We start from the raw sequence: 15,543 nt of genomic DNA, 5'->3' as shown, positions 1-15,543 counted from the left end.
CGGTATTCAAAACCTTTCAAATTATGGCACTTCCTTATCGGAATCGGAGAAGGCGCTTTGATTATCGGGCTGAATTAATTTGTGGCATTATCAATTTTGAAAGAGCGATGGTTTAGGAACAAGTCTAATATTATTCTCATTTGTTTCCTCAACATTACCTATCGTATCTATAACGCGCGCTACTTCATCGTATTTATCTTTGGTAGATTCGCCAGAATTTACATTTGGAATGTGAATAATCATCTTTTTATTAGTATCAATCACATCATCTAACGCCTCAGTATAACGACCACGATAAAAACTATAACCCATAGCAAAACTTTTTAGATATTGATACCCCTCAAGCTGCTCATAATAGGTGTAAGTAATTTTATCAAATTTTATTTCATCTGCCGCTTCTAAGATTGGTGTTTCATCTCCTCGGAAATATGACCCTGTCATAGCTAAGATATGCGCACTAGAATTTGTTAAAATACTTCTCAAAGCATTTCCCAAAACAGAATTATCATCACGAGAAACATGATGAAATTCATCAATAGCGACTAATGTCTCATCAAACACACTATCATCTAGTTTCTCAAAAGCAAAGCGCAATGTCGCATGAGTTGAAATTAAAATATTATCATTTGAATCAGTCGAACGCATGAAATCCACAAACTGTTTCACTTTACTCTTATCTGTTCCATTAATAGTCAGATTATTTTCCGGTTTAACATGCCAATCCCAGAAATAACCATTTTCAGATAGTTTTGTATTGCGAAAAGACTTGCCAATTGAGCGTTCTGGTACAGCAATAATTACTTTTTTGATACCTTGATGATGAAGTTTATCAAGCGCTACAAACATCAAAGCACGTGATTTACCAGAGGCTGGTGGTGCTTTTACTAATAGATATTGACTATTTCTTCGCTGATAAACTCTTTCTTGCATTTCACGCATACCAAGATTATTTGTCTTGACACTTGTCCCAGTTGTATCATATTTTATTTCAAATAGATTATCTAGCATTTATTCTCTTCTTCCTAGTTTTGTTATCAAATATTTCATCAGTAGCCATGTTTGATTAAGAATCGTCTCCACTTCCAACTCTTCCCAATCGTCTGATTTTGCCTTATGTTTAGCATTTTCATTTTGTAGTTCTGCATACTGTCTTAAATTTTGTGTTATGATAGTAATAAATTCCTTTGAAACAGATTTCTGTTTTAAAGCTTCACCGATATTTTTTTGTTGATTTTCTAATGATTTTTCATTATTGAAAATAGTTTTTAAAAGTAATTCCAAGCTCAGTCGTGCGCTATCTAAAGCATAACGATTCTCACCCGAATTTACTTTATCATAAACTTTCAACCATTCAGATTTAACTTCTGGATAAATATCAAGTGTTCTATCAACTTCTTTTCTTACTTTACGCTCGCTTTCACTATTTATCGTCTTTATGGCTCTTTTGATAATTTCTGAAAATGTTATTGAATCATATTTTCCTAAAGTCGTTTCAATGATTTTAGAAGTTTCTAATAAATATAACTTTTGATTTTTTCCGTCCATTTCGGCTAAATTATCAAAAATAAAGGTTCTGATAGGCACATCTGCCTTAGTTCTAGTATGTTTCAAGTCAAAGTCATTTTCTAAAGCAAATAAAGACATGTGTTTAATAAGGTCAATATCTCTAAAATTTGGAAAACAACTTAATAAAGCATCTGTTACAGTATTTAAGGCAACATTTGATAATTTAGTCATCTTTCGTCATCTCCTGATACATATTTAATAAAACACTCAAGCGTTCTTCATCACTGACAAATGGTGTATCACGACGATAAGCTCGCTCAACAATTCTATCAAGTGCTTCGTGCGCCTCACGCAAACGCTTAGGCATTGTCTTGTTATTGTAAAGTTCAGCAAGCGTGCCACCAATTTCTTCACGAAGATCCAAAATCTCGAAAATTTGATTTTCCATTTGATTTTTTCGTTGTGTTGAAAGTTCTGGCACTGGAAATGTATTGTAAACTAAGCCAGCAGAATAACGGTAATCAGTTTTCAATTTCCCGCCAACAGCACGTAGCCACGTCATGTGCATCCGAGATTCTAATAAACCTAAAAGCCAGATTGGTGCATCGTAGATTGCAAAGTTAGGAGAAGCAGTGATAACATTTTTATCTAGTATCCCCATTGGAACATAATCCCTATTTTCAGAAGATACTTGCGGAATAAAAATATAGTCAAAATTTTTATGCCGAATTTCACCAAATCTGTAAGGAGTATCTGACATTTCTCTTGTTACTTTTCTGCTACTGTTTTCTCTTAATTTCCTAACTCTATCTATTCTATTTTTAATTTTGGTATTAGAAATAGCCAATTCCAAGTCATTTTCAGAAATCCATAGTGTATATCTTTTTTTATCATTCAAAAATTCACGTGAACCGATAAATTCCTTAATTATACTAGAATATTTCTTACTCTCGAAAATATCTACAAACTCATCTATTCTATCTGCGATTAAGTTCCCTCCATCGTTAGGCATATCACCTGATAACATTTCTGGAAGATTAGAAATTTGACTAGTACTTTTCTTAACTGTTATTAAAGGACCATCAACTAAATAGGCATTGATTTGTTTAACAATCTTTCCACCTATTGTATCAAATAATACTTTGTTCCCTTTATATTTATTATTGACTATTCCAACTATTACTACAGTAACGCCTGCATTATGTTTAGCACTATTTCCCCACTTAAAAGAGGAATAAGCAAAATTAATTTCAGCTTCTGTTTTATTAAAAATAGTATTCCATAATAAAGACGCCTGAGAGCCTTGTACCACAGAATTTGTACTTACAATCGCAGCTTTTATATTAGTATTCTCTACTGAAATTGCAATTTTCATAAACCACCCTGAAATATAATCTAAATCTCCAGTTTTTAACAAGTAACTCTCAAAGACCTTTGCAATTTCCCTTTTTTGATTTGAATCCATTTTTCGTGCCCCAATATAAGGCGGATTCCCCATAATATATAATTCTTCATCAGCTGTATGTGGCACAGCTTCATTCCAATCAATCCGCAACGAATTACCTTGAATAATATGCCCCGCATCTTTTAAAGGCAATAAGTTAGGCTGATAATCTGCCAAGGTTTCAGTCATCTCAACGTTCATCTGATGTTCCGCTATCCAAAGAGAAAGTCTAGCCACTTCATGAGCAAAATCATCTAACTCAATGCCATAAAATTTATTAAGAGAAATAGCTGATGTTTTTAACATGTTCCCTTGTTTAGCATGCTCTTCCTTCTTCTTTATCCTTAAATCGCCTAAGGTTTTCAAAATATTGATTTCTAATCTACGAATTTCTTTATAAGTAATAATCAAAAAATTACCAGAGCCACAGGCTGGGTCGAAAAATTTAATCTTACTAATTCGTTCAATTAACGCCTCTAATTTTTCCTCATAAGTTCGACGATTCTCTTGCTTACTTTTTTCTGTAATTTCCTTGTCTTCATTTTCACTTATCTTAACTGCTATTTCATCATAAATCATTGTCAAATCATCAAGAAATAACGGTTTGATAAGTTTCTTGATATTTTCTACACTCGTATAGTGCATACCAGTAACTGCACGTTGCTCAGCATTTGCAACCGTCTGAATCATTGAACCTAAAATATCTGGATTGATTTCATTCCAATCTAGTAACTCACCAGCCTCAAGAATCATTTTCCTAGTTACTGCATTAAATTTCAAATTTACATGAGCTTTAGAAAACAGCTTACCATTAACATATGGAAAAGCCCTTAACCATTCCTTTTCAGAGTTTCTAGTTAAAACATCAAGCGATTTAAAAATATCACTGATAATGCCATTCATATCACTACCATCAACCGCTGTACGAGTTTTGATAGCATTTGTAAAAATACTTTTCGGCATAATATTCGTATCTTCAGCAAAGAGCAAAAACAACAAACGAATCAAAAATTCATTGAAATCTTTTTCAGTCGCTTCTTCATTTATTTTAATCAATGTATCATAAAGTTTTGTAAAACGATCAGCAGCTTTTCTATCGGCTGGATTTTCTTTCTCATACTCAACCTTTTCAATACCATTTAATGGCAAGAAAAAATCAGCTTTTGCTGGCAATTCAATTAAAGGAATAGTCAAAGTATTTTGCGTTTTAGTATCTTTAGCTGCAAAATCTACGATGTTTGTCGCAATAATAAATCGTGGTTGTGACCGATTTCCTTTTATCTCTTGCTCAATTTTTGTAACAACTGAAACTGGCGTTGCGCCATTTTTGACTAATTCATAATGAATTTTATTTTTGATTTTAAGATTGATTTCTTTCTCATTTTTTGCACGTGTTAGCGTTGATTTAGGAATATCATACCAAGCCAAAAAATTATAAATAAATTCTCCAGGAATTACTATCTCTTTTTCAAATAATTCTTGCAACCCATTTTCAATTTCTGTAATCGGACGTCTAACCATTAGACACCCCCAAAAACATATGAAAAACGCTCACAAAAATGCTGTGAACGTTTAAAAAAAGTATTGCAAAAAGAGCTATTTCTAACGTTCTGTTGGCTGTTGGCTGTTGGCTAAATAATTCTACCATTTTATTTCTCCATGTCAAGTATTTGCTACCTCAATTATATCATTTTTTAAGTTAGCACACATCAAAATTTACAAAAAAAGCGACAAGTTCCCTCATCACTTCTTCTAACGCAAACTACTCTATTAACCCCTAAAATAAGCCACAGCGCTCTCAAAAAGCAACTGTTCTTTATTGCCTGGGATATTTTTAAAGAGACCTGTTTCGTAACGTTCAGAATGCCCCATTTTGCCGAGAATCTGACCGTTTTTGCTGATAATGCCCTCAATCGCTGCAACTGAACCGTTTGGATTGTAGAAAGAGTCCATAGTTGGTTTGCCGTCAAAGTCAACGTATTGCGTGATAATTTGACCATTTTCGCTCAGCTCAGCGAGTTCTTCTGCCGTCACGACAAATTTGCCCTCGCCGTGAGAAACTGGAATCGTGTGACTATCGCCGACAGAAACACCACTTAGCCATGGTGAGTTGGTGTTGGTAATTCTCGTCTCAACCATTTTCGCAACGTGCTGATTGGCATCATTGTAGAAAAGTGTTGGCGATTTTTCGGTCAATGTGTCAAACTTGCCATAAGGCAAGAGACCCGATTTGACCAAGGCTTGAAAACCATTACAGATACCGAGAATCAAGCCTCCACGCGCAATAAAAGCATCAATCGCTGATTTGACTTGCTCGTTTAGAAGAATATTGACGATAAATTTCGCTGAACCGTCGGGTTCATCAGCTGCCGAGAACCCCCCCGCAAACATGAGGAGGTTGGCGATTTCGATATTTGCAACCATTTCTTTGATTGAACCTGAAATATCAAGCGTGCGGAATGGGACGATTTTGGCTTTCGCACCCGCTGCCTCAAAGGCTTTTGCTGTATCGTATTCACAGTTGGTACCTGGGAAAACTGGGATATAGACTAATGGTGTCTCGACTTTTGTTTTCGCTTTGATTGTGAGATGAGAGGTGTCAACTGTCTCAACTTTTGCTAAGTCGTCAGATTGTTCAAACAGGGTCGGATAAACAGATTCTAGTGGTCTTTCGTAATGAGACAAAAGTTCGTCGCCTGAAATTCTGACACCATTAACCAAAAGACTAAAATCAGCAGTCGTTTGGCCAATCTTAGCTAAACCGTCAATCTCGTCTGGGGTCGCAAGGATAAAGCCTGCGAACTGCGCCTTGATGAAGTCGCTGACGTCCGTCAGATTGATGTCAGCGCCGATGTGGTTGCCGAAAGTCATGAGGGCGAGCGCCTCGCCAAAGCCACCCGCCTTGGTCGAAATCGCCGCTGTAATCTTGTGATGTGCCTGTAAATCAGCGACCAGCTTAAAGTTAGCTTTGACGATGTCCCAGTCAATGTTATCAGTCAAAGGCACACCAGGGATATAGTAGAGATTATCGCCAACCGTCTTGAACTCGGGCGATAGCACGCGGTCAGTGGTTGAGGTTGTCACGCCAAAAGCAATCAGCGTTGGCGGTACGGTAATCTCCTCAAAAGTGCCAGACATGGAATCTTTACCGCCGATTGATGGCAAACCAAGCTGTTCTTGCGCCTCAATTGAGCCGAGCAATGCCGCCAAAGGTTTGCCAAAACGCTCAGGCTGTTTGTCCATGCGCTCAAAGTATTCTTGGTAAGAAAAACGTGCTTTCTTCCAGTTTGAGCCTGTCGCAACCAAGCGCGCCGTCGCCTCGATAACCGCATAAGCTGCGCCATGATAAGGCGACCATGCTGCGATTTCGGGGTTGTAGCCGTGCGCTAAGAGCGAGACTGTATTGGTCACACCATGTAAGACGGGCAATTTTTGGACAGAGCTTTCCGTTGGTGTCAGCTGGTAACGACCACCGATTGGCGAGTTGACCGTTGAGCGCCCGATTGAGCTGTCAAATATCGTCTGTATCCCTTTTTGTGAGGCAAAGTTGAGTTCTGATAAGAGAGCGTTTAAATCATCTGATAAGGTGTTTAATGTTGATGTTTTGTCAAATGGTCTAGCATTTTCAGAATCAACAACTGTCGCATCAACAACGACACGCACCCCATTAGTATCCAAAAATTCACGTGCAATATCGACAATCGTCTGACCTTTCCAAATCATCGTCAAATTAGCTTTTTCAGTCACTTCTGCCACTTGAACGGCAAGAATATTTTCCTTAGCACAAGCTGCGATAAATTGGGCAACATCGCCCTTATCAACAACGACAGACATTCGTTCTTGCGACTCAGAAATGGCAATTTCCGTGCCAGACAAGCCGTGATATTTAAGCGGAATTTTGTCAAGGTCAATGCGTAAGCCGTCCGCAAGTTCGCCAATGGCGACACAGACACCGCCTGCACCAAAGTCATTGGACTTTTTGATGAGTTGGGTAACTTTCGGATCTCGGAAAAGACGTTGAATCTTACGTTCCTCAATCGCATTGCCTTTTTGAACTTCAGCGCCCGCTGTTGAAACCGTTTCCTTAGTTTGTACCTTGGACGAACCAGTCGCACCACCGACACCGTCACGCCCCGTCTTACCACCGAGAAGAATAATCGCATCGCCAGCTTGTGGTTTCAAACGCAAAACATTTTCCTTTGGCGCAGCACCAACGACAGCACCTGTTTCCAAGCGCTTAGCAACAAATCCTGGGTGGAAATATTCCTTGACATAGGTCGTTGCAAGTCCGATTTGATTGCCATAAGAGCTATAACCATGCGCTGCACCTTTGGAAATGACTTGTTGTGGCAGTTTGCCCGCACGAGTTTCTGAAATCGGCGCTGTAATATCGCCTGCACCCGTGATACGCATAGCTTGGTAGACATAGGCACGACCAGAAAGCGGATCGCGAATCGCACCACCAATACAAGTCGACGCACCACCAAAAGGCTCAATCTCCGTCGGATGATTGTGCGTTTCATTCTTGAACATGAGGAGCCACGGCTCTTTGACACCGTTCACGTCCACCTCAATCTCCACGCTACACGCATTGATTTCGTCAGATACTTCCATATCGTCCAGCCGCCCATTTTTGCGTTCATAACGTCCGAAAATGGTCGCTAATTCCATGAGGGTCGTCGGTTTCTCACAACGTTTGACATCTTTGCGCATCGCCACATATTTGTCAAATGTTGCCTGTAACTGTTTTTGAAATTTAGATTGCGAAAAGTCAATATGACGTAACTCAGTCTCAAAAGTCGTGTGACGCGTGTGATCACTCCAATAAGTGTCAAGTACTTTTAGCTCCGTTTCAGACGGATCACGCCCCACTTTTTTGAAATAATCTTGAATCCATAGCAAATCAGCCACTTCCATAGCCAGCGAATAATCAGCGTGCAAGTCAGCAATTTCAGCAGCTGTGCGCGTGATAAAACCAGAAAGAATCGGAATCTCTCCTGCCTCAGCCAATTCTTCCTCATCAGAAATCGGCGTTTCAATCGCTTTGAAACGCGAATCAACAGGATTGAGCTGATAATTCTTGATTTTGGTCAATTCTTCATCTGACAAATCAGCATTGAGCAAATAAAGTTGCGCTGTTCTGACAACTGCCTCATGACTTGCACCGAGTAAGCATAAAGCCTCCTCTGCCGAAGTTGCCCGTTGATCAAATTGACCAGGTAGCGCCTCAATCGCAAAGCATTTTGCTTGTTTTAGCGCTGATTTTACCATTTCATCAGACAAAAGATTATCCGTCACTTTTTCAGAAAAAACAGACTTTTCAGCAGCAGATAAAATATCAACTGGTACATTAAACACATCATAAACTTGAACAATATTGACAGAAGTCAAGGTTTCAAGTTGCAGATTATGTTGCAACTCAGACAAAAGCGATTGATTTTTGACCTTAAATTCAGGTTTTTTAGCGACAAAAATACGTTTTTTCACGAGATTATTCTCCCTCAAATTCATTTTGCAAACCACGCAACACTTTTTCATAAACTGGAATCAAATCGCCCAAATCACGCCGATAAACATCCTTATCCACATGATTATTAGCCGCATCCCAAAGGCGCGACGTATCAGGCGAGACTTCATCAGCAAGGATAATGGTGCCATCAGGCAAACGACCAAATTCTAACTTGAAGTCGATTAATTTCAGATCAATCTGCCCGAAAATAGCCGTCAAAAGAGTATCAATTTCAAGCGCCGATTTTTTGAGAAAATCAATCTCCTCATCCGTCGCAATTTCTAAAAACTTGACATGGGCATCATTGATAAAGGGATCATCCAAGGCATCATTTTTATAGTAAAATTCAACAATCGGCGTTGACAATTTCATACCTTCTTCAATACCAAAACGTTTTGAAAATGACCCCGCTGTATAATTCCGAACAACCACTTCCAAAGGAATAATGTCAACTTTCGTATTCAACTGTTCAGTTTCAGAAACCTGTTTGATGAAATGCGTCTGAACCCCACGCCGATTGAGCTCTCGGAAAATCAAACTGGTAATCTGATTATTCAACGCACCTTTGCCCACAACCACATCTTTTTTCTTACCATTTAGTGCCGTTGCTTGATCTTTATATTCTGCCAAGACAATCGTCTCATCATCAGTATTGTAAAGGTTTTTCGCCTTACCCTCGTAGAGCAATGTTCGTTTTTTAGTCAAGATTTTTCTCCTATTTATTTTGATTAACTCTATCTTATCGCAAATTTTCATGAAAACATGAAAAAACTGCCCAATTTAGGCAGTTTTTAAGTTAAATGTTCGGTTTTTAGAGATGTCCTTAATAATCCAAGGCATCAGCATGACCAGCACCATTGCCGACAAAATAACCTGTTTTACAGTTAATTGACACCAGATAAGTACCGTCTGGGCGGTAAAGATTGTAGTAACCATTGCCATTTTGGATACTAGCTGGCTGAAGAATGTAGTTATCGCCCGTGATATAACCGCGCTCACGACATTTGTTAAGCACTAACTCCATGATACCAGGCGCCCAAGTGTAAGCAGGATCGCTCAGATTCGCGTTTGCATCAACTGGTACACGTGAATTTGAGGCATTGACTGGTCCTGAATTTTGCGGTGCACTTTGAGATGAAGTCTGTTCAGAATTTTGCGCTGTCGTTGAAGCAGCTACTGACGGTTCAACAACCGCTACTTGCTCAGCTTCTTTAGCTAACTCTGCTGATGATTTAACAGTATTTTGCTGCGTTTTACCAAGTGCAACTGCCTCTTTGAGCAAGTTATTTAGCGCCGTGTTTTCAGTTGCCGTAAAACTCAGCGTTACGCCCTCTTTCACTTTCGCCGTCTTATCCAAAGCACCGTCAACAATGACCGCTTTATCAAAGTCAGCGTTCATTTTTTGCACCGCAACGATTTGGGCTTTCAGCTCCTCAACTTTTGCCTCAAGCGTTTTTTCATTGGATTGACCATTAACTTTAGCCAATGCTGCCGTTAATTTCGTCTTATAGTCAGAAAATTCACTATTTTTTAGTTTTGTTTCTTTATCATCTATGAAAAATGACGCATAGACTTTATTAAAAGCAGCTGTTTTTTCAGCTTCCTCAGATTGTTTAGCCTGAGATTTTGAAGTTTGGACTGTCTGCTTTTGATTGGTCTGATTATCATTATGCCAAACCAAACCACCCACAACTAATAATAACAAACCACAAATCGTAATAACAACAGGCTTTTTATACTTATTAACGACATCACTAACTTTTTCAGAACGCGTTAATCCATCATCTTCTGTTAAAATTTGCCAAGTCGACTCAGGTTCTGACTTAGTATCACTAGCAACTGAAACTTCCTCAGAAGTGAGCGTTTCTTCAGTCGTATCAAGAGACACATCATCTGGCACAACAACTACCTTGTCAAATGCCCCTTGAAGTTCAGGGAAATCAGATTCTAGTTCAACTTCCGAGGTTTCCTCTTTGTCAGCAACAACAGTTTCAGAAATCAACTCGTTATTAAGTTCTGATTGACTCTCAGAGTTAGCATCATCTTTAATCTTATCCTCAGATTCAGACACTTCTTCCGATGGCGACACAACTTCATCTCGCGCCGTTCTAACTAACTTATCCAACTCCTTATTTGTCACAGCTGCTTTTAGCTCACGCGCCTTTTTCGCTGATTCAATATCAGAACGATGCTGACGAATATATTTATCAAGTGAGCTTTCCATTACCAAATTTTCCTCAGAAATATGATTAGATTTGGTAGAAATTTCCGCCACTGTCATTTTTTCGACATCTTTTAAATCTAAAGTTTTCTCTTTATATGGCACTTTGCTGTCATAGTCTACTTTTTCATTATCTGTTATTTTTTCGTTTTTATTATCCACGTTCTTTTACTCTCTTACCAAAATATTGATATAAATCTGTGCGCAAGCGACCATTATATAACTTTCGTTTCTTAGTCGCCTTTGCCCCATAATGTTCTTCAAACATCAAGTCACTTGTAATAATATATTTACTCCAAGTTTCAAGTGGCTTAAAAGTCTCGCCCATTTCCTTATAAAGCTGATAAGCAGCCGTCTCATCGCCCAAACGTTCGCCATAAGGTGGATTAGACACCAAAACACCGTCCAATTTATCAGAACGAAAGTCTTGCAATCTCATTTGTTTAAAGTTGACAATGCCGTCAAGACCAATTTCTAACGCATTTTCCTGAGCAATCTGAATCATCCGACCGTCAATATCAAAGCCCCAAATATCAAGTTCAGCATCATAATTTGCCACCTTTTCAGCCTCATCACGAACTTTTTGAAAAATGTCATCTTCAAACCAAGGCCAAGCCTCAAAAGCAAAGTCACGATTAAAACCAGGCGCAATATTCATGCCAATTAGCGCCGCCTCAATACAAAATGTTCCAGAACCGCAAGTCGGATCAACAAAGGGACGTGTCATATTCGCTCGCCAATTGGTCAGCATGATAATTGCCGCCGCCATATTTTCCTTGATTGGCGCACCACCCTTGTCAACACGATAACCACGCTTAAAAAGCGAGTCGCCAGTCGTATCAATCATAATCGTCGCCACATCCTTATAAAGCGCTACCTCAATCGAAAACAAAGCACCTGTTTCAGGAATCGGTACATTTTCAGGACGATGATAATGAACCTGTAATTTTTTAGCAATCGCTTTTTTGGTAATCGCTTGAATACTTGGCTCATTGTGCAAGTCAGATTTGATAGCTTTCGCCTTAGCAATCGGAAATTTCGCACCAAATGGCAACAATTCTTCCCATTCCAAAGCATAAACACCTTCAAACAAGTCATCAAAAGTTTTAGCAGGAAATTCGCCAACAATGATTTTGACACGGTCAGCCGTCCGCAACCAAAGATTAGCTGTCGCAATCGTTTCTTTTGTCCCCGAAAATAAGACACGTGACCGATCATCAAGTTTCGTTTCAATACCTAAATCGCGCAATTCACGCGCCGTCAAACTTTCAAGTCCCGCAGCCGCTGTCGCTACCAAATTAAAATTACTTTTCATCTTATTCTTTTCTATCTAGTTTAGCAAAAAAGCTGGAGCTTTACGCTCCAGCCCCTGTCATCCAGTTTTCTATAAGCCATGTTTTGTTCCAGTTGGTATTTCAACCAACCGTTGATAATCATCTGTCTGCTGATTAGTTAAAACCAGCCTCGTCGTGCGTTCTTAAACATTCCGCGTGACAAGTGCCCCTACCATAAGTTTGGGTTGCTCGCTTGAGGGGTTTACCACGTTCCACTTGCTCTGTTTCCAAAGCAACTCGTCTCTATGGCACTTTTACAGAATTTTTCGCTTATCTTCCAAAGAAAACTTAGCTAAAATTCAGCCGTTAGGTCTGACACACCTACCTAGGCTTATGGTTTCGCCTAGCACAAACACTGCGGACATCGCAGTCCGCGCGAGCATGGACTTTCCTCACGATTTTCTAAGAAATCGCGCAATTATCCGAAAACTGATTGTTAATACACGATTAAACTTCAGAAACTATAAAAAATTTATTAGCTCTCAATATCGTTTTTAAGCGCTTGAGGACCAAAGACTGCACGTTCCAAACGATTCAAACGTTTGAGAATATCAAAGTTATTGACTGGTTTAATTGACACATGCCCACCTAACTCACCAGCTGGCTTGACCTCTTCAATAGTCGGTGGTACAGGTGGCGCAACTGGTGGCGCAGGCGGAGTAGGACGTTGCATTTTTTCAGGGACAGGAATCTGTGGCTTAGACTCAATATCACGAATTTTTTTCTTCAGAAATTCATTTTCTTCTTTCAAAGACAGAATCTCTTCTTGAAATTTCTCGTAATCAACAATAACATTATCAAGTAAATCATTGACTTGATCTTTGTCATAGCCGCGCATCTTGATGTCAAAATCTGCATCGTAAATATCTTTGGGCGTAAAATTGTAAGTTGTCATTATTTTTTCAGTCTCACTATTTCTTTTCGTTATATGTTCAATCTTACCAAATTTTTATCAGATTTACAAGGACAAGGTAAAAAATAATCTGTTTAAGCATTCCAATCATTTTTAATTTCAAGATAGGCTTGAACAGGATTTTCTGCCTGCGTAATCGGACGACCAACGACGATATAGTCACTGCCAATCGCTCGCGCCTGAGCTGGTGTCATCACGCGCTTTTGGTCACCAACCGCTGCCCCACTTGGACGAATACCTGGTGTTAGGCAAATGAAATTTTCAGTTGTTGCTGATTTAATCAAGGCAACTTCCTGAGCCGAACAAACAACACCTAAAAGTCCAGATTCAGCTGTTTTTTTAGCATAATTGACAACTGATTCAGCCAAAGTTGTTTGAATATTTTGGTCATTTTGCATAATTTCTTGACTGGTTGAGGTCAATTGTGTGACCGCAATCAGCTTCGTTTTGCCACCCAAACCTTCAAGCGCTGCGCTCATCATCTCAACACCGCCCGCCGCATGCACGTTTGTCATATCAACACCAAGATTAGCAAGTACTTTCATAGCTGATTTGACAGTGTTTGGAATATCATGCAATTTCAAATCAAGAAAGACTGAATGTCCAAGACTTTTAGCATAAGTCACAACCTCAGGACCAACAGCATAGAACAATTCCATACCGATTTTAACGTAAAGTTTTTCTGATGGGTCAAATTTTGCTAAAAAGTTTTTGACTGCTTCAAAGGTTGGAAAATCCAAGGCAATAATCGGTCGTGTTTCAAAATTCGTCATTTATTTTTCTCCTCTTATAATTTGAACTTCAAGCTAACTTTCTAGCAAAATAGACGATTTATCCGCACAAGCTAGGCTTGCTTACGGCAAATCACTAATTTTCTACGAAAGTTTGCTTAATTCAAGCGCAATCTCAGTGCGTAGTTCTTCCAAAGTTGTAATGCCATATTTGTCCATAACATTTGGCAAGTCGTTGATAATTTTCAGGCAAGCAAAAGGGTCTGTAAAATTCGCTGTGCCAACACCAATCGCACTTGCCCCCGCAATCATGAACTCCAACACATCCTCAGCACTCGTCACACCACCCATGCCAATAATTGGCAACTTGGAAATCTGCGCCACTTCGCGAATCAATTTGAGTGCCACAGGTTTAATCGCCGGTCCTGACATGCCACCAGTCGCATTAGCAAGAATCGGTCGACGTGTTTTGAGGTCAAAACGCATGCCAACTAACGTGTTAATCATCGTAAAACCAGCCGCCCCCGCTGCTTCAACAGCACGCGCAATTTCTTTAATATCAGTTACCGATGGCGTAAGTTTGACATAAATCGGCACTTTGGAAACCTCAACCGCAGCTTTAACAACTTCATAAGCTAACTCTGGCACTTGCCCGATAAGCAAGCCGTTATTACCATGATCAACATTTGGACAAGAAATATTCAGCTCTATGGCAGCAATCGTCGCCACTTTTGAAATTTTCTCCGTAACAATTCGATAATCAGCTGTCGAAAAACCCGCAACATTTGCCACAATCGGCAAGTTGTAGGTTTCAAGTTTCGGCAGTTTTTCAGCGATAACCGCATCCACTCCAGGATTTTGGAGACCAATGGCATTCAACATCCCAGACGGCGTTTCAGCCACACGGGGCGTAGGATTCCCATATCTGGCATTTGGCGTTGTTGCCTTTACCATAATCGAGCCAAGTTTTGATAAATCATAGTATTTAGCGTATTCTTCGCCGAAACCAAAGCAGCCCGAGGCTGGCATGATTGGATTTTTCAACTCAAGTCCTGGTAACTTGACGGCTAATCTATTTTTTGTCATCAGATAACCACCTCTCCTACTTTGAAAATTGGGCCATCATCACAGACTTTGAGCGATTTTTGAGCTGTTTCATCATCTGCGACGTGAACAACACATGCGTAACATGCTCCCATGCCACACGCCATTCTTGCCTCCATAGAAATGTAAGCATTTGGATGTTTAAGTGTCCGACTCTCAACAGCTTTGAGCATGCCGATAGCACCACAAGCATAAATGGCATCGAATTTTACCAAATCGCAAAGTTCATCCATTAACATGCCAACATTGCCCTTGCGACCATAAGAACCATCATCTGTCACAATTTTTAGGTCAACAGCTGTTGCTGCAAAATCAGATTCTAAAATCACTGCTGACTTTTGGGCGAAGCCTAATAATACTGTGACTTCCACCGACATTGCCGCCAAATCACGCGCCAACTGCAACAAGGGGGGCGTGCCAATCCCACCGCCGATAATCAGCGCTTTTTTGTTTGGAAAAGGCTGAGCAAGGTCAAAACCGTTGCCAAGCGGTCCCATAACATCAAGTTTTTGTCCCGCTGTCATCTGAGAAACAAAGGCAAGTCCCGAGCCTTCCACACGGTAGATAATCACACAAGTTTTATCGGCACGATTGTACTCACAAATCGAAATCGGACGGCGTAAAACTTTGTCAGGACTGGGGGCACGGATATGAAGAAATTGGTCAGGTGTCCGCATATCAAGTACCATTTCCCCTTTTAGAACCATGCGAAATACACGTGGTGCAATAGCGACATTTGACAAAATCGTCATCTCTTCTTGTAAAATCATGACTTCCTTTC

General features: G+C 39.7%; 11 protein-coding genes, 1 other RNA gene and 2 pseudogenes. 1 reads left to right on the top strand and 13 read right to left on the bottom strand.

What is annotated here, in order from left to right:
- A pseudogene (locus Hs30E_RS04310) lies at positions 1–116 on the top strand (IS5/IS1182 family transposase); the annotation flags it as partial.
- Here Hs30E_RS04310 and Hs30E_RS04305 read toward each other — a convergent pair.
- The 13 genes and pseudogenes from Hs30E_RS04305 to Hs30E_RS04250 form a co-directional block, all read right to left on the bottom strand.
- Positions 109–1,008: pseudogene (locus Hs30E_RS04305) on the bottom strand (DEAD/DEAH box helicase); the annotation flags it as partial. The pseudogenes Hs30E_RS04310 and Hs30E_RS04305 sit on opposite strands and share 8 nt — an antisense overlap.
- Positions 1,009–1,737, bottom strand: a complete 729-nt coding sequence (locus Hs30E_RS04300) for a hypothetical protein (RefSeq protein ID WP_172208264.1) — start codon at positions 1,735–1,737, stop codon at positions 1,009–1,011.
- The gene (locus tag Hs30E_RS04295; RefSeq protein WP_172208263.1) at positions 1,730–4,471 is read right to left on the bottom strand and encodes a class I SAM-dependent DNA methyltransferase; all 2,742 of its coding nucleotides are present in this window, start codon (positions 4,469–4,471) and stop codon (positions 1,730–1,732) included. Before Hs30E_RS04295 ends, Hs30E_RS04300 begins: the two co-directional genes overlap by 8 nt.
- The gene (locus tag Hs30E_RS11380) at positions 4,464–4,598 is read right to left on the bottom strand and encodes a hypothetical protein (protein WP_267130227.1); all 135 of its coding nucleotides are present in this window, start codon (positions 4,596–4,598) and stop codon (positions 4,464–4,466) included. The genes Hs30E_RS04295 and Hs30E_RS11380 overlap by 8 nt, the downstream gene beginning before the upstream one ends.
- Positions 4,599–4,720: 122 nt before the next feature.
- Complete coding sequence (locus tag Hs30E_RS04290) at positions 4,721–8,437, bottom strand: phosphoribosylformylglycinamidine synthase (protein ID WP_172208262.1); 3,717 nt, start codon at positions 8,435–8,437, stop codon at positions 4,721–4,723.
- A 4-nt stretch (positions 8,438–8,441) separates the two neighbouring features.
- The gene (gene purC, locus Hs30E_RS04285; RefSeq protein ID WP_172208261.1) at positions 8,442–9,215 is read right to left on the bottom strand and encodes a phosphoribosylaminoimidazolesuccinocarboxamide synthase; all 774 of its coding nucleotides are present in this window, start codon (positions 9,213–9,215) and stop codon (positions 8,442–8,444) included.
- Positions 9,216–9,282: 67 nt separating this feature from the next.
- Positions 9,283–10,842, bottom strand: coding sequence for a cell division site-positioning protein MapZ family protein (locus Hs30E_RS04280; RefSeq protein ID WP_172208260.1), 1,560 nt, complete (start codon positions 10,840–10,842; stop codon positions 9,283–9,285).
- Entirely contained in the window at positions 10,835–11,995 is a 1,161-nt protein-coding gene (locus Hs30E_RS04275; RefSeq protein WP_172208259.1) for a THUMP domain-containing class I SAM-dependent RNA methyltransferase, read from the bottom strand. Before Hs30E_RS04275 ends, Hs30E_RS04280 begins: the two co-directional genes overlap by 8 nt.
- A 67-nt stretch (positions 11,996–12,062) precedes the next feature.
- Positions 12,063–12,444, bottom strand: an RNA gene (rnpB, locus tag Hs30E_RS04270) — RNase P RNA component class B.
- Between the two features lie 45 nt (positions 12,445–12,489).
- Positions 12,490–12,909 (bottom strand): DivIVA domain-containing protein, encoded by a 420-nt coding sequence (locus Hs30E_RS04265; RefSeq protein WP_172208258.1) that lies wholly within the window; start codon positions 12,907–12,909, stop codon positions 12,490–12,492.
- A gap of 92 nt (positions 12,910–13,001) precedes the next feature.
- Positions 13,002–13,700, bottom strand: a complete 699-nt coding sequence (pyrF, locus tag Hs30E_RS04260) for an orotidine-5'-phosphate decarboxylase (RefSeq protein WP_172208257.1) — start codon at positions 13,698–13,700, stop codon at positions 13,002–13,004.
- 102 nt (positions 13,701–13,802) lie between these two features.
- Positions 13,803–14,744, bottom strand: a complete 942-nt coding sequence (locus tag Hs30E_RS04255; protein WP_172208255.1) for a dihydroorotate dehydrogenase — start codon at positions 14,742–14,744, stop codon at positions 13,803–13,805.
- Entirely contained in the window at positions 14,744–15,532 is a 789-nt protein-coding gene (locus Hs30E_RS04250) for a dihydroorotate dehydrogenase electron transfer subunit (protein WP_172208254.1), read from the bottom strand. The genes Hs30E_RS04255 and Hs30E_RS04250 overlap by 1 nt, the downstream gene beginning before the upstream one ends.
- Positions 15,533–15,543 lie beyond the last annotated feature (11 nt).

Source organism: Pseudolactococcus hodotermopsidis (assembly GCF_011170085.1).
GTDB lineage: Bacteria > Bacillota > Bacilli > Lactobacillales > Streptococcaceae > Pseudolactococcus > Pseudolactococcus hodotermopsidis.
Note: the sequence above shows the minus strand (reverse complement) of the source record. Positions and strands in the feature narration are given on the sequence as shown.